The organism is Sporosarcina sp. GTC18466, from assembly GCF_055389225.1.
In genome coordinates, this window is record NZ_AP044037.1 from 1,516,810 (window position 1) to 1,541,930 (window position 25,121).

At 50.4% G+C, this 25,121-nt stretch carries 15 protein-coding genes and 1 pseudogene; 2 read left to right on the forward strand and 14 right to left on the reverse strand.

Annotated elements, in window-relative coordinates; all coding sequences use genetic code 11:
• Positions 1-91: 91 nt before the first annotated feature.
• The 5 genes from ACZ5FK_RS07310 to ACZ5FK_RS07330 form a co-directional block, all read right to left on the reverse strand.
• Positions 92-3,436 (reverse strand): S-layer homology domain-containing protein, encoded by a 3,345-nt coding sequence (locus ACZ5FK_RS07310; RefSeq protein WP_464807236.1) that lies wholly within the window; start codon positions 3,434-3,436, stop codon positions 92-94.
• Positions 3,437-4,227: 791 nt separating this feature from the next.
• A complete protein-coding gene (locus ACZ5FK_RS07315) occupies positions 4,228-4,941 on the reverse strand; it encodes a WecB/TagA/CpsF family glycosyltransferase (protein ID WP_464807237.1) in 714 nt (237 codons plus the stop codon).
• Positions 4,938-6,230: a nucleotide sugar dehydrogenase gene (locus tag ACZ5FK_RS07320; RefSeq protein WP_464807238.1), complete on the reverse strand. Its 1,293-nt coding sequence runs from the start codon at positions 6,228-6,230 to the stop codon at positions 4,938-4,940. The genes ACZ5FK_RS07315 and ACZ5FK_RS07320 overlap by 4 nt, the downstream gene beginning before the upstream one ends.
• A gap of 85 nt (positions 6,231-6,315) precedes the next feature.
• Positions 6,316-7,461, reverse strand: a complete 1,146-nt coding sequence (locus tag ACZ5FK_RS07325; protein ID WP_464807239.1) for a S41 family peptidase — start codon at positions 7,459-7,461, stop codon at positions 6,316-6,318.
• 470 nt (positions 7,462-7,931) lie between these two features.
• Positions 7,932-9,008, reverse strand: a complete 1,077-nt coding sequence (locus ACZ5FK_RS07330) for a CAP and S-layer homology domain-containing protein (protein WP_464807240.1) — start codon at positions 9,006-9,008, stop codon at positions 7,932-7,934.
• Between the two features lie 337 nt (positions 9,009-9,345).
• Here ACZ5FK_RS07330 and ACZ5FK_RS07335 point away from each other — a divergent pair.
• Together ACZ5FK_RS07335 and ACZ5FK_RS07340 are read left to right on the forward strand one after the other, a co-directional pair.
• Positions 9,346-11,293: pseudogene (locus tag ACZ5FK_RS07335) on the forward strand (bifunctional metallophosphatase/5'-nucleotidase); the annotation flags it as partial.
• 192 nt (positions 11,294-11,485) lie between these two features.
• The gene (locus tag ACZ5FK_RS07340; RefSeq protein ID WP_464807395.1) at positions 11,486-11,641 is read left to right on the forward strand and encodes an SH3 domain-containing protein; all 156 of its coding nucleotides are present in this window, start codon (positions 11,486-11,488) and stop codon (positions 11,639-11,641) included.
• Between the two features lie 712 nt (positions 11,642-12,353).
• Here the strand turns inward: ACZ5FK_RS07340 and ACZ5FK_RS07345 are convergent.
• From ACZ5FK_RS07345 to ACZ5FK_RS07385, 9 genes are all read right to left on the reverse strand, one after another.
• The gene (locus ACZ5FK_RS07345; protein WP_464807241.1) at positions 12,354-12,779 is read right to left on the reverse strand and encodes a hypothetical protein; all 426 of its coding nucleotides are present in this window, start codon (positions 12,777-12,779) and stop codon (positions 12,354-12,356) included.
• Positions 12,776-13,153 (reverse strand): hypothetical protein, encoded by a 378-nt coding sequence (locus ACZ5FK_RS07350; RefSeq protein WP_464807242.1) that lies wholly within the window; start codon positions 13,151-13,153, stop codon positions 12,776-12,778. Before ACZ5FK_RS07350 ends, ACZ5FK_RS07345 begins: the two co-directional genes overlap by 4 nt.
• Before the next feature lie 48 nt (positions 13,154-13,201).
• Entirely contained in the window at positions 13,202-14,002 is an 801-nt protein-coding gene (locus ACZ5FK_RS07355) for an ImmA/IrrE family metallo-endopeptidase (RefSeq protein WP_464807243.1), read from the reverse strand.
• A 4-nt stretch (positions 14,003-14,006) separates the two neighbouring features.
• Positions 14,007-14,375 (reverse strand): helix-turn-helix domain-containing protein, encoded by a 369-nt coding sequence (locus ACZ5FK_RS07360; protein WP_464807244.1) that lies wholly within the window; start codon positions 14,373-14,375, stop codon positions 14,007-14,009.
• A 120-nt stretch (positions 14,376-14,495) separates the two neighbouring features.
• A complete protein-coding gene (panF, locus tag ACZ5FK_RS07365) occupies positions 14,496-15,938 on the reverse strand; it encodes a sodium/pantothenate symporter (protein WP_464807245.1) in 1,443 nt (480 codons plus the stop codon).
• Complete coding sequence (locus ACZ5FK_RS07370) at positions 15,935-16,261, reverse strand: YhdT family protein (protein ID WP_464807246.1); 327 nt, start codon at positions 16,259-16,261, stop codon at positions 15,935-15,937. The genes panF and ACZ5FK_RS07370 overlap by 4 nt, the downstream gene beginning before the upstream one ends.
• Before the next feature lie 372 nt (positions 16,262-16,633).
• Positions 16,634-17,578: an NERD domain-containing protein gene (locus tag ACZ5FK_RS07375; RefSeq protein WP_464807247.1), complete on the reverse strand. Its 945-nt coding sequence runs from the start codon at positions 17,576-17,578 to the stop codon at positions 16,634-16,636.
• 507 nt (positions 17,579-18,085) lie between these two features.
• The gene (locus ACZ5FK_RS07380; protein ID WP_464807248.1) at positions 18,086-18,691 is read right to left on the reverse strand and encodes a 3'-5' exonuclease; all 606 of its coding nucleotides are present in this window, start codon (positions 18,689-18,691) and stop codon (positions 18,086-18,088) included.
• Positions 18,692-19,043: 352 nt separating this feature from the next.
• Entirely contained in the window at positions 19,044-24,707 is a 5,664-nt protein-coding gene (locus ACZ5FK_RS07385; protein WP_464807249.1) for a S8 family serine peptidase, read from the reverse strand.
• Between the last annotated feature and the right edge of the window lie 414 nt (positions 24,708-25,121).

Here is a 25,121-nt window from a genome sequence, read left to right on the forward strand (position 1 = left end):
GCGCTACCTCCATTTGTTGTGGATAATTGGTCTACAAGCCTAATGTACTATTAGGCTTGTAGATTTTTTTATTTTCTATTGGCTGTGATAATTACTTTGTAACGCCTTTGTCAGTCAAGTTCAAAACTGCTTTCTTTGTTTCACCGTTGACTACATACGATACTTCTACAGAAGTATGTTTGCTAGAACCAAGTCCTGTGTAAGAGAACTTGCCATTTGTATCAACAGTAGCTGTAGCAACTTCTTGGTCTGCTTCCATTGGAAGTACTGAAATTTTCACTTCAGATACTTTACCTTTGTCTGCAGATGCAATAGTTCCTTCTACATTAATGTTTGCAAGTCCAAGACCTTGTGCAATTGTGTTTGCATAAGACTTATCAGCAGACGTGATTTTGAACTCAACTGGAATTGCCTCTTCAAGTTCTTTGATCTTCGCTTCAGCTGCAACCAATTTATCCAAAGCTGCATCAGTTACAAGAGCCTTTTGAGTTGCTGTAAGAGCGTTGTATGATGCGCGAGCTTGTTCAACAAGTGCTTTGTTTTCAATTGTCAAAGCGCTAGTTGCAGGCAATGCGTTGATTTGGTTGATAACATTGTTAGCAAGTTGCTGATCAGAAAGTGTACCTGTCTCATCAACTGGCTTAGTGCCTGTTGTAGAAGTGTTTACAACATCAAATCTTACAGTATCACCACTTGCAATACGAGTTACCGTTACAGTACCTGTAGCGTTTCTCAAGATTGAAGTGAACTGATCAGCCGTTAGAATTTGTGCACCATTATTAGCTGTGTAAGTGATATTTGCTCCGTAAAGTTCAACTGGCTCTTTACCTGCAAATGTCAATGTGTTCTTTTGAACGTTGAACGATTGAACTGTTCCAGTGTAAGCAGCTGGCACTTGAGATGTGCTTACGAATGTAACAGATGCTGTTTGTGTAGGAAGGATGTTGCTTGCTCCTGTCACGTTTACGCTAACTGTATCAGCAGATGTGGAAGTAATGCGGACAACCGCTTTTCCTTCTGCGTTAGAGTTAACATGGTATGTCTTCGTGTTACCAAGGTTTTGGTGAACTGGAAGAGTTACGCCGTTTGCATCCTTAACGACTGCGTTTCCGAATGTAGAAGTAACATCAAACGCAAGTACGTATTGATTGTTAGTGATCGGATCAATCTTAACTTCTTTCGGTACGAAGACAATTGTTCCATCTGGACGTGTTTCTTGTACGTAGATGATTTGTGTTTTGCCTTCAGTTACTGTGTAGTTGCCTGGACGGTATGCGAAACCGTTTTGGTCAACCGACTGGTATGTGAAGTAAGCATCTTGACCAGCAGTCAATGAAGAAACTTCACGGCCATATTGGTCAGTTACTTTAAGAGCTGCATTTGTGACAATTGGAGTCTTGAAGTAAGTTACTTCAGCATCCTGTTGAACGTCACCTGTATCCAATTTAATGTCTGTAGTCGAACCAGCAGTGTTAAGGAATACAGTTGGTTTCGCGAAGGAAGTAGCACCTTTACCAGCAACGCGGAATTGTGCTTTTCCATCTTTACCTACAGTGATTGGGTAAGCAGTGCCTGCAGTTACTTTAACAAAGTTCTTAGTGCCAGTTGTGAAGTATACATCACCAGCAACGTTTCCAGTTTTGAATGTTACATAAGCAACAGTTCCAACCGGTGCAACTTTGCCATCTTTGTCTGTTACAGTTGCAGTGTACATACGTCCACCAGCCGAATTAGCATCGTATGCTACAGGAACACTGTTGTATTCTGCAGAATCCGCTGTACCTTCACCTACTACTGCTACAGCCAAGCGATCAACGCGAGAGAATTTCACAGTTGCAGCTTGTGCTTGTAGTGCAGTCGGAGAGTATGCTTCTTTGTTACCTACAGAGCTTGGAAGGTAAACAATTGGTGTAGCTTCAAGGTTCGATCCGTAAATCGTGAATGAGCCTTCTCCGTTGTTATTAGTTGTTACTGTTGCATATTGAGTAGCACCAGTTGTAAGTTCGTATGGAGTTACGAAGTTTTGAGTGCCGTGGTTTTGAACTTTAACGTCTGTAATCTTATCTGGAGCAACGTTTAGGTTTTCTTTGATCGCAATGTAGTAAGTAGTGTTTCTGTCACCTTTTACTTTGTACGATTTTTTAGTTTCGTTCGCTAGGTCATTACCGGAAGTAAGTTCTTCAAGTGAAAGTTGAATTACATTAGACCAGTATACTTTACCGTTTGAACGGACAGCTGGCTTACCAGTTGCATATGCGCTAACAGAGTCAGAGCTTACTGCATAACGTGTATAAGAATACTCAGCGATTCCGTCTGCATTTGTCTTAACTTCTACGACTTGGTCTGGGTTGAGGTTACGGTTTGTGTCAGACACGATGTTGAAAGTTACTGGTACTCCAGCTTCTTTAACGTTGATATCTGCACGGACAGTTACTTCTTTACCAAGAACACCTTGTTGGGAAGTAGTGATCATAGAAACCTTCTCAGGTACTACTGCAGAAACGCCAGTGAATGTTCCGATTGGTTCGTTGTTTAGGGAGACAGTGTACTTCTCTCCGCCTTTTTGAACAGCAGTTGTCAAGATAACAGTTTTAGCGTCTGTTTGCTTAGCAACAGCGTTTTCAACAGTCAAGCCATCGATTGTGAACTTGAGTTTGTTGAAAGATTCTTTGTCGATTTCTTTTTCGAACGTTACTTCAACGTGAGTAGCGTTAACAGCATTGATTGTCGCTTTACCGAACGCAGTGTTCACAGCAACGCCAGAGAAATCAGTGTTCAAGAACTTGTGAAGGAATGATGCAAAGTGTCCACGAGTTGTTGTGTTCTTCGGATTGAATTGTGGTGCAGCAGGGTTCGTGATGTCGAAGAAGTCAAGAACGTCGATTGCTGGACGTGCTTCTGCCTTCGCTTTACCAAGATCAGTTACGTCTTTTTTGAAATCTTGTCCTGCCACGTATGTAGCAAGGTCGATGTCATGTACGCGGTCGAAAGCGCGGACAAGAACAACTGCCATGTTTTCACGAGTGATGTCGCCAGCAGGATCTAGTTTCCCGTCTGGAGTACCGATGAAAAGACCGTTGTCTTTTACTAGCGCTGCGTATTGAAGCAACTCATCGTTAGATGTAGACTTCAAGTCTGCGAAACGCATGTTAGTTTTGTAGTCTGCAGGTACTTTGTAGCCTTCAGATACAAGCCATTTACCCATCAACTTGACAACGTCAGAACGAGTCAATGTTTTATTTGGCTTGAATGTGCCGTCTTGGTACCCAGTGATGACGCCAGCATCAGATAGTGCATCGATTGCTGGTTCGTGTGTGTTACCTTTTGTGTCTTTGAAATCTTTCGCGCTTGCAACTGGTGCTACAGCAGAAGCTACTAGAGCAGCTGAAGCGGCGCCCATTACAAACTTACGATACTTCGTTGGTTGGTTAGCCATTGAATAATTTCCTCCTCTTATCGAAAAAAATAATTTGTCATCCGCCCCACGGCAAAATGGAAACGGAAGCCATTACACAGTAAAGTATAGAGAGTCACGGCTAGGATGTCAATTACATTTTAGTAATGTACCAGATACATAGAGCAGAAATGCTCTGAAAATATTCGCCGCTTCTATCATTCTACCGTATTTCAATTATATATCAAGTATTTCTACACGATTTGTGAAGGAAGTGTGTACTTACATGTGCGGAAGGCGCAAATCTGCTGTTTCAGGGGTCGTATTATCTCTTTAAGCATGAGTTTATGCTGGTTTATGCGGAGATACTATTGAGCAGGTATATTTTGGAGGACATATAATAGATAGCTTGTCTTGAAATCCAGTGTTATTTATATGTAGGTTTTGTCACTTAATTGTTTTATTTATGTAGCAGTTGTATAAATGTAGGTAAGTATTGGAAGAATGGATTACTGGTCATTAACTGTTAGGAGCCAGGTCTTGCGGATCTTAGCGAAGCAGGAGCCCGGCATGGTCACCAGTCTTCCAGGTGATACCACAATTCGCTGGAGGGTGCGAACTGTAGCCGTACCTTGCACCCTGCCTCTCCCGTAAAGGTGACCTCAGAGAGGATATAGACATACAAAAAAGCCCGACAGATGGGAGCTGTTGGGCTTTTTTGTGCGGTCAACCAACCGTTTTCGTCCTGCGTGGCGTTTGTTATATGCTACAGAGGAAATTATCCTTACACTTACGTATTCTATCACCCTCGTTACTAGATTACAAGTGGTGATTTACTTTTTTCCGGCAATTATTTCTATGAGGAATTTTGGAAGGACGAGCTGCCGTTTGATACGGCTGGGCTCGATCAGCAGGCGGTATAGCCACTCGGCGCCCACTTTCTGGAATACGGCTGGCGCTCGCTTAATATTGCCTGCGAGCACATCGAATGAGCCGCCCACTCCCTGGTATAGGGTAGGATGCAGCCGGTCCCGGTTCTGCTCGATCCACAGTTCCTGTTTCGGAGAGCCCATGGCGACGAAGAGGATGTCGGGTTTAACTTCATTGATGCGTTCGATCACTTTCTCGTTATCCTTCTCGTAGCCGTCCTGCGTGCCGGCGATTACTAGATTCGGATAAGTCTCTTTCAGTTTTGCTGCTGCCTGGTCCGCAACGCCTGGTTTCGCGCCGTAGAGGAAGATCGGCTTTTGCGTGCGGGCTGCTTCCCGTACGATCCGATCCATCATGTCGACGCCGGTGACGCGGCTTGTGATGTTGCCTTTTTTGAGCTTGGACGCGATGATGACGCCAATCCCGTCCGGAATTTGAAATTGCGCACGGTTGAGGAGCGCCTTTAGGTCAGCGTCGTCTTTCGCTTTCATGAGCTTTTCCGGGTTGATCGCGACGACAAGGGATTTCTTGCCGTCGTCGATGTTCCGGAAGAGCTCTGGAATCAGTTCATCGTAAGTTTCGGTGTTGACGCTGACGCCTAGGATCTGTTCTTTCATTTGACGAGGACACCTGCCGGAGAGCCGTCGCCGAGTTTGTAGTAATGGAAGCCGGCCTGTTCCCACTTCATGCGGTCGAGGGCGTTTTTCGTATCTAATACGAACGGCTTGAGTGCTTTCGTTTCGAGCGTAGCTGGGCTGAGCTGCTTGAACTCGTCGTGGTCTGTCGTCAGGATGATGAGATCTGCGTCGCGCGTCGCTTCCGCCAGTGTTTCTGCCTGGGTCGGGTGCTTCACGTTCTTGATATGCGGATCGTATGACTTCACTTCGATGCCGCGATTTTGCAGTTCTTTGATAACAGTGAGAGACGGGCTTTCGCGCATGTCGTCGACGTTTCCTTTGAAGGCAAGGCCGAGTACGGCGACTTTACCGCTTTTGATGTTCTGGTCATCTAATAGGCGTTTCGCTTTTTCCGCGACGAATTCAGGCATGCCGTCGTTTGTGAGGCGCGCCTTGTGGATGATGTCGCTGTTTTCCGGGTTTAATTCAACAAGGAACCATGGGTCTACGGCGATGCAGTGGCCGCCTACTCCAGGGCCCGGGGTATGGATGTTGACGCGCGGGTGGAAGTTTGCGAACCGGATCGCTTCCCAGATGTCGACGCCGATATGCTCGGCGATTTTTGCGAGTTCATTAGCGAACGCGATGTTGACGTCGCGGTATGTGTTCTCCATGACTTTGACGAGTTCCGCAGTCGTTGCGTCGGTGAGGTGGATTTCTCCTTGGACGAACAGCTGGTACAAGTCTTTCGTCATTTGCGCGGATTCCGGCGTGATGCCGCCGACGATGCGGTCGTTATTGACGAGCTCTTCGAAGATCTTGCCCGGGATGACGCGTTCCGGCGAGTGGGCGACGAAGAGGTTTTCGCCGAGCACTAGGTCCGATTTACGGAGTTCCGGCAGCATGATGTTTTCGACTGTTTTTGGCGGTACGGTTGATTCCAAGATGACGAGTGCGCCTGGCTTCAGGTACGGCACGATGGACGCCGTCGCCTGGCGGATGTACTCGAGGTTCGCCGTGTTGTCCGGGTTGATCGGGGACGGGACGGCGACGATGTAGACGTCCGCTTCCACCGGCGTTGTCGAGACGGTGAACTTCCCTTCGTCGATCGCGCGGTCGAGACGCTCCTGGAGACCGTTCTCTTCTATATGTAATTGCTTATTTGCAATCATGTTGACAGCTGTTTCGTTGATGTCGACGCCGTGTACGCGTGCGCCGCTGTTGGCAAACATGACGGCTGTCGGAAGGCCGATGTAGCCGAGGCCGACAACGCAGATTTTCTTGTCCATTGGGTGATGTTCCTTTCTGTTTGGCAGTGCGTAAACAATAGTTGATTATAGCATAGTGTATATGCCGGTTGCTATCTTGGTGTGTCTATTCCACCGTAAATGGCGTGTAGATGCCTTGTTTGACCGTGCGTCCATTTTTTCCGTGCAGGCCCGGGTGGACGACGAGCATATAGCTGCCGCCCTGCTGCATCGCTTTGTTCGGCTTGATATCGAGCTGGCCGTTTGGATTGGCGCTGGCAGTGATCGGGACGGCGACGCCGCCGATTTTGACGAGTTCCACTTTATTGGACGCGCTGGCCGCCCGAAGGTTCATCGGCTGCGTAAAGTGGAGGTGGAATGTCTTGTCCACCGGCACCTGGTTGAGCTGTTCGAGCTTCTTGTATTGATTCTTGACGAGATCGTCATGCAAGATGCGCTCGTGGATGGTGAGGAGTTCCTGGTCTTTTTTCGTCTTGATGGTTGGCGTGACGCCAGTCTTGTGGATCTTCTTTTTCTTCGGTCCTGTGAATTCGCCGACCGTCAGTTTGAGGGCGCTGCCGTCCTCGAATTCGAAGAATGTCTGGATAGTCCCCTTCCCTTTCGTCGTTTCGCCGACGACGGTTGCGGCTGACTGGTCGATGACGGAAGCCGCGACGATTTCGGAGGCGGATGCCGAGTATTGATTCACCAGAATATAGGTCTGTTTCGGGAATTTCACTTTGGACGGGATCGGCTTCACCATCTCCTCGCCTTCCCGCGTCTTGACGTAGTAGGCGTCCTTCACGCCTTGGAAGTGGCCGAGGAATTTTTCGGCACTGTCGACGTAGCCGCCTCCATTATAACGGAGATCGAGAATCAACTTTGTTGCCCCCTGTTTCTTGAGGGCGAGCCAGTGGTCGATGATGTCCTGGTTGAGCTTCGCGGAAAACGTCGTGATCTTCATATAGCCGATGTTGCCGTACAGCATGCTCGACTCGATGGCGGGTTCGCTGAGGGCGGCTAAGGCGAAATCGTCCGCACCGACCGCCGCCACGTAGTCTACATATTCGTTCGGCTTCATGTAGCGCGAGTATTCGTCGAGGGACGCGATGATCTCGTCGACGCTTGTCATGGCGTCGAGGTTTTCAGGGATTTCGCCGTAGTAGTAGTTCTCCACGAAGAATTTGATGTCGTCTACGCGGGATGCTTCTGCGGACGGGGAGAGGATGATGAGTGCGAATAAGGCGAGTATGATGGCTTGCAGTTGTCTCATGGCTAATTCCTCCTTTTTGGCTGGTTGCTGGCGGTGCATATGGATGCGAACGCCCGGCCGCTTGGCGGCAGGGCGTTTTTTAGGTGTCCGTGTACAGCTTTTGAGTTATTATACCCCGTTTGGGAATTTAAAGACATGATTCGTAAAGATAGATTTGGAGATTGTTGATTTTTTTATGGCGGAACACGGTTGCTGACTTGCTGATGGCTGATGGTATGGGGTTTGGAGAGTTTTATTGTGGAGGTTGGGATAATTGCGGCGTAGGCGTGAAAGCGGATTGCTTACTTTCGGGTGTGGATTGCTTCGTTTAGACGGGATGTTGCTTACTATTAGGACCTCGTTGCTTTGTTTAAAGGGCAGATTGCTGATTTTGCCGTGGTGGTTGCTTCCTTTTGGCCGATGATTGCTTACTACACGGATACGCCTCTTTATTCATATGCAAAAAAGCCGGGCATGCCTGCCCCGGCTCTTCATTTCTTCGCAAAAATATGCACCCAGTATGCCGTGCCGTCCTTGTCGGTCGCATAGCCTGCGCCGATGTTGGTGAATTTCGCTTCCATGATATTGTCGTAGTGTTTTTTCGATTCCATCCAGCTGCTGACGGTGTCGGCGGGCTTTGTGTAGCCTTTCGCGATGTTCTCGCCGTAGCCGGACCATGTGTATTTGAACGTGTCGAGCATGGTGCCGACTGAACCATAGGTCGGCGAGACGTGGTCAAAGTAATGGTTCTTCGCCATGTCCTCGGCTTTCGCCTGTGCGATTTTCGAAAGAGCGGCGTCTTCTTTCAGTGCCTTCAGCTTCTTTTTGGTGCGCTCCGCGTTCACGAGTTTGATAGAGTCGGCTGCGAACGTGCCGTCTTTGATTGCCGGAGGGGCTGGGATTATGTAGACCTTCTCGACATATTGCTTTTTCGCGTTGTCGTAATAAATCTCCCCTGTCTTCCGCTTGGCGTCGAACTCGATAGCGCGCTGCACGAAACCAGCCATCTGCGCGCGGGTGACGGCATCGTTCGGCTTGAACTCGCCGCCCTCCTTCGTCGTCGTGATGCCAAGTTCGGCTAGAGTGATAATGTAACCCTTATAGCCATTGAGACGGTTGACGTCGCTGAAGTGGGGCAAGTCGTTGTCGTCGACGATGATGTCAAAGGAAAGTGCGATGATTTTCGCCATCTGGCCGCGGGTGAGCGGGTCGTTCGGGTGGAACTGGGTGCCGTTCGCTAAGATCCCCCGCTGCGTGAGGGCGCGGATATGGTTATAGGCGCCGTGCGCAGGCGTGACGTCCTGGAAATCCGGCGTGAAGTCATCGGTTGGCTTGGCGGCGGTTGCAAGCGCGATAATCTTTGCCGCCTGGGCGCGGGTGACGGGCTGATTGAGGCCGAACGAGCCGTCCGGATAGCCTCCGATGTAGCCTTTGTTCGATATATTGTCGATCGCTTGGTACGCCCAGTGCGTTTGCGGGACGTCGGTGAATGTTTTGGCGTGAGCGGGCGTTGCCGCGGAGATTGCGAGAGTCGCGGCGAACAAGCTTGCAGCGGTTCGTAGTTTCATAGATTCCGCCTCCTTTCCTATGATTATAGCGGGATGCGGCTTGTGGGGGAAGTGCTGGGAGGCTCGTTTGAATTACTCGGGTGGATGCTAAGGATGTTCAACGATTGTTTATGTTGTACAGGAATCTGCTTGTAACTTTCAGCACGAAGCTTGGGACGATTGCGGCCAGGCTTGCTATGTTTACGTGGGACTTTCCTTTTAATCACCGTAATGCACCAAGGTTTGAGTCCTATAAATGTTACTTCTATGACTCTGCTAAAATAAGATATATTGAAAGACTCCGATTTGTGTTATGATTGGACAGGTTCAAAATACCTGAATTAAAGGAGATTATATAATGAAAAGGTTTTTCACATTTGTCACGGCATGTCTGCTGCTGTTCAGCACGGCTGCCATCAGTGCCCCGGCTCCTGCGAGCGCCGCGGAAAAGGAGGTAAAGGTCACGCTGCTTGCCACGTCTGATATCCATGGCCGCTTCATGCCGTGGGATTATGCAGTGGATGGTCCGAATCCAAGCGGAAGTCTAACGCAGTTGCATACGATCATCAAAGACGTGCGTGCAAAGAATCCGAATATGATTTTGCTTGATAACGGGGACTTGATCCAGGATAACTCAGCTGAGCTCTTCAATGATCAGCCGGAGTCTCCGATGACAAAGGCCCTCAATGAAATGGGATTTGATGCTTGGTCCTACGGAAATCATGAGTTCAACTTTGGCCTGGAGACGCTTGAAAAGATCTCAAGCCAGTATAACGGCGTGAAACTTGCCGGAAATGTTTACTACGAGAACGGAGAGCGCTTCTTGCCCGCCTACACGATCTTTGAAAGAGAAGGCGTGAAGATCGGAGTCATTGGCATGGTGACACCGCTGATCGTCGAATTCGAAAAAGGCACCGATCATCTCGATGGCCTGGTGGTGAAGAACCCGGTAGGTGAAGAACCCGGTAGATGAAACGAAAAAAGTCGTCAAGGAATTGGAAGGCAAAGTCGATGTCATGATTGGCATCATGCATATGGGTCTTGAAAACGAGAACGGTATCCCGGGTACAGGTGTACGCGACGTTGCGAACGCAGCACCCGAACTGGCAGCTATTTTTGGCGGCCACAACCATGTGCTGATCGAAAAGGAAATCGTCAATGGTGTCTTGATTACAGAACCGAATAAATACGGAACGCATGTCTCCCAAATCGATTTGTCGTTCGAGCAGAAGGACGGCGAGTTCAAGCTGATCGACAAAGACGCGAAGGCGATCCCTGTCAAGTCCGCGGATGGCACTGTTGCCGAGTCGGATAAGGAATTGGAAGAAAAACTTCAGACGTTCCATGATTTCGCCCGGGCGGATGCCAACGTCGTCATCGGCCAGTTGAAAGGCATGAACTTGGTTCCGGCGGATGAAATCAAAGGCATCCCTGCGGTGCATGTGCAGGAAACGCCGCTTTCGGACTTCTTCCATGAAGTGATGCTCCATTACAGTGATGCTGACGTCGTCGCTCATCAGATCGACAACGATAAAGCGAAGCTCGATGTCGGTCCGATCAAGAAGAAGGATATCGCGTATAACTATCAGTTCGCAGGCGGCGAGGTTTCCGTCTATGAAGTGACCGGCCAAGATTTGAAAGATTACATGGAATGGGCGGTCGGCTACTTCAACAGCTCGAAACCGGGCGACGTCACGATTAGTTTTGACAAGAAGCGCCGTTCCTCGAAATACAGCACGAACGACTACTTCGGCAACGTCAAATACGACATCGACCTGTCCGAACAGCCGGGCAGCCGCATCAAGAACCTGACGACGCTTGACGGCATGCCGATTACGATGGATGAGCCGCTCAAACTCGGCATGAATTCCTACCGGATGGACTTCCTCGTTTCTCCAGGACAGGCGCTGGAAGGGCGCAAGTTCAACATGCTGTGGTCTTCGAAGGACGAGAGTGCATATGGCGAGACAGGCGGCACGATCCGCAACCTCTCCATCAAGTATCTGAAGGAAGAGATGAAAGGCGAGTATACGCCAGTTCCTCAGGAAAACTGGAAGATCGTCGGTGTCGACCTATCCTCTCCTGCCCACAAGGCTGTCGCGGAGCTCGTCAACAAAGGGATTCTGACAGTACCAGCGACAGAGGACGGAAAGTACACGAACATCGCATCCATCAATGCAATTGAAGCTTTGACGCCTGAATTGATCCACACACTCTCCGAAAAAGCGGGCGTGGATGAAAAGCAGTTTGCGAAACTCAAGACGACAGGCGAGTTCTACGTGGCTCTGGCAGAAGCGCTGAAGCAGCCGGCATCACCTGAGGACAAGGGTGGAACGGAAGAGCCTGCAGCAAAACCTGGCAAGGATACAGCTAAGCCGGGCAAACCGGCAGTGAAACCTGACAAGGATTCAGCTAAACCGGTCAAACCGGCACCAAAACCAGAAAAGCCCGCAGGCCCGAAAGCGACAGTCGGCACCGTCTCCACGCACAGCCTCTACGTGCGTTCCCATCCTTCCAACTATGGGAAGATTGTCGGAGCCGTCTCCAAGAATACTGAAGTGACAATCCTTGGGAATAAAAAAGGCTGGTACGAGATCGAGTACAAGGGCAAGAAAGCGTATGTCTACAGCCGCTATGTAAAAGTCAAGAAATAATTGAAGGAATAGGCTCCGGTGGCTGAACGCTGACCGGAGCTTTTTTGCGTCATGGGTGTTATTGCGGTGGAATGGCGGATTGGGACGTACGCGGAGCTTCCCTTATTTGAACGTACACCGCCGCGCTGCATGCACTTGACCAGTAAACGGGGTGGGGCTTGGGATGTTCAAGCGCCCGCTTGCGACGTTCGCGGAATTGCTTGGCATGTTCAGCGGATTGCTTGCGACGCCGGTGGGCAAGGTTGCTGCATTCACAGCCTGCATTTCAATTTCCCAACCAGCAAACCAGAATATATGTTCGCTTTTCTATTACAGAAATGATAGACTTAAGAGAGCGGCGGCAGGCGGATGGGCGGTTGGCACTCCTCTGAAAGAGGGTGATGCTCATGGGAACATACGAGGCGATCAGCATCCTGATCCAGTTTTTCGTGGCGATGGCGACAGCTGTGACGACGGTTGTGGCGGTCATCGTGCTGTTCACCGACAGAAAAAAGTAACCACCCTCCGCTGACCGGCTGAAAGGGTGATTACTCTTTGTACAACTCTTCGATTCTGGCCGACCGCGCTTTCGCGGGGCCGCTAGCCATGACTGGGTGTTCGCAGCACCCGGTCCATGTTATTCTATGCATATTGTACCACACGTCATGAGGAAGTACACTTGTTTCATTGATGCGAAAGTATGTTTCCGGCATGCCAATCAGAAAGCTCACGATTAAAACTCAATGTGATATTCATCAATAGATTGGAGGATATCCATGAATTCAGGAGTTCCCTTGACATCTTCCCTTCTCCAGGACGTCATATCACCCAGTTGCTTCGTATAAATCACCGTCTTTGGATTCTTTCGGATACTGGCTATGTCCCCTACTGTCAATCTACCATCCCTTACAGCCTCCACTAACAATACATCTGTACTTTTAAAGCTGATGGGGATGGAAGAGGTATGCACCAACTCTATTTTATCGAGATTCTCCATGATTCTTTGCTTGATCGTCAGGCTTCCTTTATCACTAGAAAATATGGTGACCTGCCTTACTTTGCTGGCATACCGATGACAGATCAGATATGCCAACACTAAGATCGAGGTCTCTCCTGCATTCTTTTTCAATTCAACCTCAGTTGGCACACCTTCTATCAACTTCGTGGACATCGTGGTTTCAAATGCAAGTACAGAATCCAGTCCTCCGGCAGATCATCATGCTTGAGGTAATACGTATTTAATTGCCCGCAAATCTTGCGTGCTCTGTCCATAGAACTGCATGCATGCTTAAAAAGCTGAAGAAGACGATAATCTTGATAGTTTATGAGCCTGGAATAGTCTTCTGCCTCATTCAACACAAAAAGCGGTGCGGGGATGGCCGCCAGATATTGCAGGCGGCGTTCACTATGGGAGATTTCTGCATGCACCCATTCCGGCACAAGCACGACATCGTAGTTTTTGGCCACTTCCTCGGGAGGAAACACGTCCTGATGCTGGCAGCAAAATTCGATGTTGTTAGTATCGAGTATCAAGACACGGACTTCTTTATCGTTAGAAGCGAAAATACTCGATGCAGCCTCTCAGTGTCCTCCATTTTCCAGGTTCCCTTTCACCATGAGAAATTTCCTCTCTATCTCATCAATCAGTCCTCTAGTTTCCTGATATGCGCGATCATCCGGCGAGCCTTCGCTTTTCTGATGAGCCAGGCTTTTAAGTTCACTTATATCCACGATAAAGGTCGGTTCAACTAAAGCCACGTCTAACGACAGCTCTTGAAAGATTCTATGCCAGTCGAACGTTATATCAAAATGCTCGGTGATTTCCGTTTGCAGTTCTTCGTCTTCAAATTGAATGGCTGATTCATACAGCTCAATCAGCACCCCTTTGTAAGGGACCTTGAATGCGTCCATGCACCTTGCAATCCGATGAATGAAGGGGCCGGTTTCCGATCGATAGAAGTACTCATACACTTTATCATTCATCATCATTCTGCTCGCAAAGTAATCGGCTTTTCTTTCTGTCAGCTGTAATTCAGTTGAGATTTCATGGGAGAAATGCGCCCCTGCAGATCCACTTTCGGTCAGATGATAGATTTCATGCCAGCCTATAAAGTACTGGTACATTCTGGGCTGTGCTGTATTGATGACAGGAATCATCACCCCATTCGGCAGTCTTTTCAGTGCACCGCCCCAATCGGCATCCGGGATCGGCAACTGGATTAGATGATTTTCTTTTAATATATGAATGGCTTGTTTTTCAGGCGACAGCGCCCCATATTTCGCAACAAATTTCCATATATAAGCGATATGTTGATCAATCTCCTTCCTGATTTCCCGGTTGATCCGCACTGTTTCATCCAGGTTTTTACGTGTTATCCTCACAAGATCACTCCTTAATATAGAAAGCGGCGACTGTTAAGAGGTCATCCAGGTCTCCGAGTAACTCCTGGCTCCAGGCGCTTCTTTCCATGCCCGGTGATCTGTCTGAATACTGAATCGTAGCGAGCTGCCATTGTTCAGGCCTTTCGGGATGAGGAGAAATAAAATAATCGGCAGGCACTTCCAAACAACTCGTGATCTTCATCAGCTGCTGGTTATACAAGTTAGGATTGGGGCTGGTACCCTCCAAAATCTGATTAAGCGTCGGACGCGAAATCTGAGCCATCTTGGAGAGTGATGTCTTTGTGTACCCCTTCTGGCGTATATGATTTGTCAGGTGCTCCCCGATACTTTTTCTATTTTGAAAAAAATCCATATGTGCCGCCTCCTTTTCCTTACTATACCCTATTATATCGTTTAAAGACCCGCTTGTAAAAATTATTTTTACACAATGTAAAAAGCGGATTCTCTCCCCCGGAAATCCGCTTTTCATTCCTTAAAACCGATACGCCTCCCGCTTGATCGCAAGACTTCCCGCTACATACGCAATGAGCGACAGGACGACAGGCAATGTCACGGTGTGGACGCCGAGCAGGTTGCCGTTCGCCTGGTTGTAGAAGTGGATGGCGATGTAGGCGCCGATGCCGGTGAGCATGCTGAGCAGCGCGCCGTATTTGTTGCCGTGTTTCCAGTACAGTCCGAGTACGACCGGCCAGATGAAGGCGGCTTCGAGTCCTCCGAACGCAAACAGGTTCAGGAAGATGAGCAAGTCGGGCGGCTGCAGGGCGAGCAGGAAGACGATGATTCCGAGCAGGCCGGTGACACCGAAACTCATCCGTTTTACCGTTTTTTCGGTCGCGTTCGGTTTGATGAAGTTCAGGTAGACGTCTTTGACGACCGCCGAGCTGACGAGCAACAGCAGCGAGTCGACAGTGGACATGATGGCGGCCATCGGGGCGGCGAGGACAATGCCCGCGAGCCACGGCGGCAGCACTTCCAGCGCGATGAGCGGGATGACTTTGTCGCCGACGTCGATGCCCGGCAGCACGGGACGCGCAAAGACGCCGATCAGGTGCATGTTGAGCATGATGAAGCCGGTGACGACCGTTCCGATGACGAGCGCGCGGTGCATCGCGCGCGTGCTCTTGTAGCTCATTGCGCGGACTGCCATCTGCGGAAGCCCGACGACGCCGACCCCGACGAGGATCCAGAAACTCGATACATAGGCCGCGGTAAGCGAGCCATCTGCCCCGTACGGCGTGACGAGGCGCGGGTTTTCATTTAACAGATCCTGCATGATCGCGGGCACGCCGCCTCCCGCAATGATGACACCGACGAGCAGGACGAGCGTGCCGACGACCATGATGGCGCCCTGGACCGCATCCGTCAGCGCGACTGCGCGGAAGCCGCCGATCGTGACGTAGACGAGGACGCTGATTGCGAAGATGAACAGCGCGCTTGTGTACTGCATGCCCGTGAGTGATTCGATGAGACGCCCCCCGCCGACCCACTGCGCGGTCATGGCGGAGAACAGGAAGACGATGATGGCGACGGCGCTCAAAATTGCGACCGCCGGGCTGTTATAGCGCGCCTTCAGGAAGTCGATCATCGTGACGGCGTCGTATTTGCGGCTTAGGATTGCGAACTTCTTGCCGAGAATGAGCAATACGAAATAGCCCGTAACGACCTGCGACATGGCGAGCAGGATCCAGCCGAAACCGACCGTATAGGCGGTGCCTGGCCCCCCGAGGAAACTGGACGCGCTGCCGTATGTCGCGACCATTGTCATCGCAAGCACGAAGCCGCCGAGTTCGCGCCCGCCGAGGAAGTATTGCTGGAGGAATCCGCCCGCCGAGCTCATCTGTTTCGAGGCGATGAAGCCGATGGCGAAGATCCCGATCAGGAAGATGACGAGCGGAATGATGACTGCGATGTTCATGGCGTATACGGCCCCTCCTTTTCCGGTGCTTCCGGATCTGCGTCCAGCGGCATGTCTGTCAGGAAGAATTTCGTGACGACGATGACGAGCACAGACACGAGAATGAACCCGACGACGCAGCTGTAGAAGAACCAGTCCGGCAGGCCGAGAATGTATGTATAGTCTTCAGGTGCACGGTTGCCGAGCCCATAGGCGAACCCGAACCACCAGATGAAGTTGACGAGCGCCAGGCCGATGCCGATCCACGCTTCACGGTGCGCGATCCTGTACCGCGGATCGGGCGTATACGGCTGTTCGCCTGCGGGTTGATGATTATTTTGCATATGCGTTCGCTCCTTTCTATCAATGTATGGCAAATTCATGGCGTTTGGTTTGATTATACATGATTTCAGGAGCGGCGGGCGGAGGATTTTGGGCAGGATTGCTTACTTTACGGCAATGTTTGCTTAGATTGACAGGTGGATTGCTTGCTTGGCGGAGGGTGTTGCTTACTATCAAATGACAGTTGCTTCATTTCAAAGATGATTGCTGCTTTTGAGGGACCTATTGCTTCATTGCATACGCGGGGGGCGATCTTACGAGCCGCGATTGCTTCATATAAAGAAGTCATTGCTAATAATCGAGGATATGTCGCGCGCTGAGGCTTCTGCTTGGCAACGTGGTGCTTTGCGCGATGGGGAGAATGGATGAGGAGTTTATTCGCGGATATAGTAGGCTTGGTTCCTGGTGCCAATCAGCTTCAGGCCGCTTTTCGAGAGGAGAACGCGGGCAGTGTTCCGGTTTTCAAGTTTTACAAAACGCCGGAAATCCCTGTTCGTCAATCTGTCGCCGAACAGCAAGAACCACTCATGGATAGCTCCCTCGTGTTCCGCCTTGCCTTCATGGCCGCAGTGCGGGCACTGCCACGTTCTGCGAGTACGTTTCATCTCCAGGGATTCGCATGCAGGGCAAGGGATCCCTGTCTGGATATCGCCGGACGGTATAGCGAGCTGCACGGCGAGCGGCTCCGGACAGTACGGCCTGTCCTCTTGTCTTAATTGCTTGGCAATCCCCTTGATATCCTGTTTCGTCAATCGATGATCCACCGGAAGTTTCCGCAAATACGCCGGTACCTCATAGGTGAATAGGACATCGACTGGCGGTTCAGTCTCGAATATCAATTCATTTTCATAAGCAAAAACAACGATGGTCCGGATGGGCACATTCCAGCCCCTTTGGCGAAGCCAGTGCGATAGATGATAGACTTTGCGTTCCAGTTCCGTGATGGGATTGCGCATTGCCTTCCGCTCCCCTTCCGGCGGCTCCTTGATGAACTGAAGAGGCTCCGGCTTGATGAACACTTTGCCCGCAATGTTTTTGATTTCTGCGATCAGGATGCCGGCAGGTGTGAGCAAGACAGAGTCCATTTGAAAAAAGGTGCCGTCGTGCTGCAACGTCAAATCATGCAGGATGGCATATGGATAATCCGGTTTAAACTCGGTGAGGTATCGGTCAAACTCGCGCTCCCCCGCATAGCCAGCCTGGTACTGATAGAGCTTGCGATTGACGTACGGTCGCTGCGGATGGTGGAGCGGCAATCGTTTATTCAGCGCCAGAAATCCCTTCATCTGTTCGGGCATGCTCCGTTTTTTGTAGATCACATCATATTCACCTCCTTACTTAGTTTACTATATATTAATCATAAATGGAACATACTGGATGACACTCGAGTTTTCAGAGGCTGTTTTGCTTTAAAGTGACGGAAAAAGTGGATTTTTTCGGGCAAATCCCGGATTTGGAGAGGTTTATGATGTAAAGACTTCTTCAGGATGGATGCGTGATTGCTTCGTATTGAGAATTGATTGCTCATTTACATGCAATGATTGCTCGTTTACAAAGGGGGATTGCTTGCTTAGCCGATTAGATTGCTCATTTTCACTCTATCATTGCTCACTTTCCAACCTGCGTTGCTACTTACTGGCAGCCGAGCTCAAACCAGCAGACCATTGCTTACTTTTCATGGCTTGTTGCTCACTATCCGCCCCCATTGCTCACTTCCCGCGGCGGATTGCTTACTTCGGCGGCTGGATTGCTTACTTTCACGCAGCATTGCTTACTTTACACGCCACATTGCTCACTTCATCTCCCCCAACCAAAAAACGCCATGCTCAGCAGCTGGCGTTTGTGCAATATTGGTAGATCGCAGCAGTGGCGAGGCAGTCGCCGAATGCGTCGTGGGCGTCGTGCTCGAGTTCCAGGAAAGCGGTCAAGGTCGTGAGTTTGTGGTTCGGCGTTTCTGTTATCGTTTTGCGGGCGAGTTTCACGGTGTCGATGACCGTGTAAACCGGGATTTCGACGCCTTCTAGATTATCGAGGGCGTATAGGAAACTCATGTCGAACGCGGCATTGTGGGCGACGATGGGCAGGTCGCCGATGAAGTCGATCAGCTCGTCGATTTTCTCTTCGATTCTCGGCGCCCACCTGGCCATATCATTCGAGATGCCGGTGAGCTTCGTGATATTGCCTGGTATATGGCGTTCGGGGTTGATCAATGTGTTCAAATACTCGGTCTGTTCATGATTCTCAAATTTGATGGCGCCAATCTGGATGATGCGATCCGCGCCGGCGCGGAATCCGGTTGTTTCAAAGTCGAGGACAATATAATCGCTGTGGGATTTGGACGTCGTTTTGTATTTTTTCTTCGTATAGCGTGCGAGGCGTTTCTGCGCGGCCTTCTCCTCGAGAAGCCGTTCCGCATGTTCTGCCTGATTCATCTTGGATGCACATCCTTTCATGTGTTCCGTGGCCGTTCCAATAGAAGTCTATTAACTTACTATACACGATTGGGAAGCATGTAAACGTGAAATATGCTTGATTCATAGTAATTTGGTGAATGCCCCCACATTCACGTTTATCATAAAACCCGGATTGCTTCTTTTCAGCTGTTCATTGCTTCGAAAAGATTCCTGTTGCTTGTTTGAATACCACTATTGCTTCCTAACGGCCGTCCGTTGCTTATTTCTTGAAGGATATTGCAACCTTTCCGCTCTTTTTGCTTCTTTCACTCACCTGAAGCCCAGTCAATCAACGAACCCCCTTCCCACACCCGGGAAGGGGGTCGCAGCCTTAGTTATTGATGGCTACAAAGCTGCCGGCGTTCTCTGTTTCAAAGGAGAATTGGCCTTTTTTCAGCTTCGCTTTCAGTACTTTGCCTGTAGTGACATTCTTCACTGCCACTTTGTTCGAGCGCAGTACTTTTGATTCGTCGACTGGGATGATGATCTCGATATCTTCGTCGAATTTGCTGAATTGCTGTTTTGCGTCGCCGAAGCCGCTGTAGAATTCAAGCGTGTACATATGAGAAATGGCTTCCGGCATGTAGCTTGCGTCTGATTTGCTGATAGCAATCGTGACGTCGCCGCGTGCACGGTCGAGCATTTCTTCGACAGCATCATCTTCGAATGTGAAGACTGCTCCGCCACTGTTGATGACGAGATCTTTCTTCGATTTTTTGATTGCCTGCAGCGTAGACGCATCGATTTGAACTTCCGCCGTCTCTTCCATTCCAATCAGGTCGACAATGATCTGCTTCGCTTTCTTATCGTTCAAGAAGTGCGCGATGCTGTCCATTGTAATTGCGTGGGATGGTGTTTGAACGACTGGTGCCGCTTCGACTGTCACCATGACTGTACCGACGAAATCCGCATACTTCACAGTGATGGTTGTTGCACCTTCGCCTACCGCTGTTACGGCGCCGCGGTCAACTGTCACGACGGATGGATCCGCCGTTTCGTATGAAGCGTCCGCTGTCATATCGGCGACCGTTGTTTCTCCGTTCACATGCATTGTCGTCTGTTGAACTTGCAAGAAGTCCTGACCGCCGACTGTCAAATGAAGGTTTTCTCGATTAAGACCATACTCCACTGTCTCTTTCGGAGCCGCTGCAACTTCGACATTCACAGTTGCATTGAAGTCTTTGTATGTGACTGTCACTGCCGTCACACCTGCACCGATGGCAGTTACGACACCTCCATCAACCGAAGCAACCGCTGCATCCGCAACCGCATAAGCCGCTTCCGCAGTCACGTCGCGGTCCGTCTTCGTGCCGTCCGCTTTCGTTGTCGTTTCATTCACTGTAATGTTCGCCGTTTCGCCTTCCGTGAGGGCAAAATCAGTTTGATTCACAGTGTACGAGATTGTATCAGGTGCTGCCGCTTTTTCCGACACAGTCAGGTAGACATAAACCATCTCACCGTTCGGCAATGTGACGCGGACTTGCGTCATGCCTGCTTCATAAGCAGTGAGGAGGCCGACTTGCACTTTCGCAATCTTGTTGTTGACGACTTGGAACTTCGTATCAATTGTTGCATCGCGCTTCGTCTTCTTCCCGTCCGGCGCCGTCGTAATTTCAGTCACTTTAAGCTGGTGCTGCTGGCCGACTTCCATGGCAAGCTCCGTTTCGCTCAGTTTGTATGTGACTGTGTTTTGCGGTTTTTCCGTTACGGTGACGTAGACGAAAAGTGTTTCCTTTTCAGGGATGACGATCTGTACTTGGCTCTTGCCGGCTTTGATGCCTGTGACAAGGCCTTTTTTCACTGTTGCGACGGTGTTGTCGATCACTTTGTATGTGCCGAATCCAGTGACGTCGCGCTCTGTGACGTTCCCTTCAGGTGTCGTTGTCGTTTCCGTGACAAACAGCTGCTCCTGCTGGCCTTCGCCTACAGTGAGGTGGTTTCTGTCAACAGAATACGTAACGATGTTCTGCGGAAGCTTTACGACATCCAGGTAGACGTAGATGTCTTCATTGCCTGGGACCTGGATGCGCACTTGCGTCTTCCCTACCGCTTTCGCCGTAACGACGCCTTTTTGGACTGTCGCGTATTTGTTGTTGACGACGTTGTAGCGAAGGTTGCCGGTTACGTCTTTTTCAACAACCGTGCCGTCCGCTTTTTCCGTTGTTTCTGTGACGAAAAGCTGTTCCTGCTGGCCGACGCCGAGCGTCATGTTCTTCTTGTTCACGGAATACGTGACGATGTCTTTCGCTTCAGGCGTCACTTCGATGTCGACGAAGATCGTCTCTTCGCCAGGGATCATTACGCGCGCCTGCGTCTTGCCCGGTTTGATTGCTGTGATCAAGCCTTTGTGGATCTTCGCGATCTTGTTGTTGACGACGTTGTAGGAAGCGTCTTCCGTCGCGTCTTCCGTCACGATCGTTCCGTCCGCTTTCTCGATCGTCTTCGTGACGTTCACTTGCTCTTGCTGGCCTGCGCCAAGCGTGACGCTCTTTTTATTCACGGAATACGAGATCTTGTCTTCAGCTTCTGCTGTTACTTCGACCGGGATCGTCTTCGTGAATTCTTTGTACGTGACTGTGATGTCTGTCGTGCCTGCAGCGATTCCAGTGACAAGTCCTGCTTCTACTGTCGCAATCGTTTCATCCGCGGAAGCGAATGTCGCGTCAGCCGTTACGTCCTTGTCCTCTTTCGTGCCGTCCGGCTTCGTTTCTGTCACTGTCACTGTCAGCTGCTCAGTGCCGCCGACTGCTACCGTAAGCGATTCGTGGTTGACCGAGATTTCGTCATCCGCCTGGTCGCCTGCATTGTAGATGGTTTCCTCTGCTTTATTGCCAGCTGCGTCTTCGTATTTCACGATGACGGACTGCTTCGCTTTATCAAGTTCCGGAAGTTCGAATGTAAACGAGCCGTCCTGCTCAAGCTTGATATCGCCCGCAGAAACTGTCTCTTCGCCTTCCTTCACTTCGTATTTCGCTTTCAGCTTCGTGTTGATGTCGTAGCCGAGGTCGTACAATTCAAGTTCCTGCTGGTACCCGATGTACGCGTCATCGATTGCGCCAGTCGCTGTCTTGCCTTCGATTGCGCCTGTGATCGTGCCTGCTGCAGACTTCACGACGACTGGTCCAACATAGTCGCTGATCGTGCCGCTAGGAGCTTCCGCAGTGTAATCGATCGTGTACAGGCCGTCCGGAATCGTTGTTGCTGCATCGCCCGACCACGGCGTGTACTGGCCTTTGATCGTCAGTGTATACGAGCCCGCTTTGAGAGAAGCGCCTGCGTGCAAGTAGCCGATGTAGCCATCGCCGTATACGCCGCCGTCAGGGTCCATGATGTCCCAGATTTCAATGAAGTTCGTGCCGACGTCGCCTGTGATCGTGAACTTGAGCACCGCTTCGTCTTTCACGCCGTCTCCGTTGAAGGAGAGGTCAGTTTCACTGATGGACATGTTCTTGATTTCAGTTGTCGGTGCTGCTGCGCCGCTGAAATCAGCTGCGAATGGCAAGGAAATCGCTGAGCCATTGCCAGTGATGTGGATATAGCCGAGAATTTCATCGCCGGCTTTCGTGTTTTGCTTGGATGCAGTCAACGTGACGTTCAAGATCTGCTCGCCGGACAATGTGAATGTCGGCTTGTCGATCGTCACTTTCGCGTCGCCAAATCCTTTCGTCGTTTCGACAGTGGCATTATACGTGCCGCCGCCTTTGATCGCTTTCACTTTGATCTGCTTTGTGACGGAGATATCCTTGTCGAGCTTCTGCGGGCCGAATGTGACCGTCCCTTTCACGTTCTCGACAGTTGTTCCGTCATTGTTTGCTGTGTCTAGCGCGTAAGCAAGGATGCTTGGGTGCGCCGCTTCGTAAGGCTGCACGCGTCCTGCGCCTTGCGAGAACACATCGTATTTTTCCTTGTCCAGCAGTTTCGCCGTGTTCGATAGCGCGACTTTCACGTCGAATGGCGACCAGCTCGGGTTCGCTTGCTTTACGAGTGCCGCGACGCCTGCGATATGTGGAGTTGCCATCGATGTTCCGGTTTTGCGGTCAAATGCCTCGCTGTAGTCCGCATCCGGGAAATCTGCTTTGTACATCGGAATTGTCGACATGATGTTCGTTCCTGGCGCCGTAACGTCAGGTTTGATGTCGAAGTTCGGGCGGGACGGTCCGCGTGAACTGGAGTTGTTCACTTCGTCGCCAGCCGTCAAGGTTTGATTAAATGAACCGAATGACACTTTGCCCGGTGCATTTTTCAGTGCCGCGCGGATGGCGTCTCCATCAGTCTGCGACATGTCAAAAGCCGGGATGTAGTCGAATGAATCGCCGATGAATGTGCCGGAAGGACCCGGTGCACCCGTGCCGCCTGCGAAGTTGTGGACGATGATCGCCACCGCTCCTGCGTCCTTCGCTGCCGCAATCTTATCGACGAATGCGATCTCGCCTCGGGAGACGAGTGCCACTTTGCCGTTCACGTCAAGTCCTGCATAATCGGAAGGCTTTCCGAGCCCAGGCACTGCGACGATGTCAAACTCGCCAGACAGCTGGGAAGCAAAATCCTTGCCGAATGGTGTTGCCATGAGCTTGATGTTCTTCGACAAGCTGTAGTCGCCCGCTTTGACTGTTACGTCGCCGTCGTAGTGGGCTTCCGGGTTTGTCGTGTTCCCGACGCCGATTCCAAGACGGGCAGTCGCCGGAGTCCCCATCGTGCCGCGGTTCGGACCGCTGTTGCCTGTTGCGATGGCTGCAATCGTGCCTGCGAGCATCGCGTTATTGATGGCAAACGAAGCGCCGTCTGTTTCAACGTTCTGTCCGCCGCCGAGCGACAGGTTGATGACGTCCATCTTTTCGGCTGCTGCCGTGTCGATCGCTTTGATGATGCCGGAAGTCGAGCCGCTGCCGTATGCGCCTAGGACGCGGTACGAGTAAAGGTCCACTTTCGGTGCGATCCCCTTGATGCCGTACGGGTTGTTGCCGATTGCGGCGATGGTTCCTGCAACGTGCGTGCCGTGGGATGTGTAGAAGGCACGGCCGTCTGCGTCGAATTCAGGTTTATTCGCCGGACGGTCTTTCGGAGATGTCTCGGAACCGTCATCATCGTTGCGTGGACGTGCATAGTCGTTGCCGTTATGCGGAACGAAGTTTTTGCCGCCTTTGTAGATGCCCGCGAAATCCGGGTGGTCCTTATCGATCCCTGTATCAAGGACAGCGACTTTGATGCCTTGGCCTTCATAGCCTTCTGCCCAAAGTCTTTCAATGCCGAGGAACTTGATACTCGTATCCATCGCCGGCTTCATTTCGCCTGGCGACGGCTTCAGCTTGTCCACAAGGTCGGAACCGGGCGCCGGCTTTTTCAGCGCATTGGATTTCGATGCCGCTTTCGCTTTGCCGAGATCCGATGCATACATGATCGTATCCGGCTCTACGAGTTTGATGCCATCAATTTCTAATAGTTTCGGCAGGTCATCTGCCTTCACAGTCCCGGACATGCCGTTCAGGACCGTGTCATAGGAAAATCCTTCGGAGAAATGAATCCCTTTCACAGCCATCTGCTTTTTCACGTTGATCTGCTGCGTACGTGTCTTCTGCTTGATGGCTTGTGCTTCTGCACTGGACAATTGCTGCCCTTGCAGCTTCTTGATCCCCTCTTCAAGAGCTACGGAGCGTTCGGATAGATGGATGATGACTGCCACATCCTGTGCCCCTGTCACGTTCTGAAGCTGTTCGTGCAGCTTTGCTTCGCCGCCGAGCAAATTAAGCTGCTCTGCGATCGCCGCCTTTTGCTGCATGACGCTTTCGCTCTGCTCCGCCTGCTTGAATGACTTCTTCAGCGCGGACGCAGACATATCGTCAGCTTTGACAGCTTCTGACTTTGAAAGCGCTTCCGTTTTCAGCGAATTCGCCGCTTTCAGCTCATCTGCCGACGCAAATCCTGGCAGCATGAGTGAAAACACCATGACGAACGCCAGAAACGTGCTGAACAGCTTAGTGAATCTAGCTTTCTCCACTCGATCTTCCCCCTTATTGAAATAAAGTTAGTGATGCTCTCAAAAGATAGCACATTACAAATAGATTGAAAATACCCGGAAGTGCTATAGCTGTATACTTTTCAGAAAAATCGTTCAAAGGGTATGTAACGTAATTGCTTGGTTGGTTAAATGGTTGTATGGATAAACGTGGAATTGGAACTGTTGGAGGGGAAGGGAGTTTTGGTTCTTTAGGAGTATGTGGAAGTAGTTTACGAGAAAGAAGTTTCTCCGTTTGGTGATAAATTTAAGTTTATGGCGGTTTGTGCGGGAAGACTGATGTTTTGTTTAAAGACTCGCTTAGCTAAGGGCTTGCAAAATTCGCGGATTTGCTTTTGATTATCGCTAGGCTAACGCAATTAATTGCCGGAACATGCACAAGCGCCCTCCTCCAAA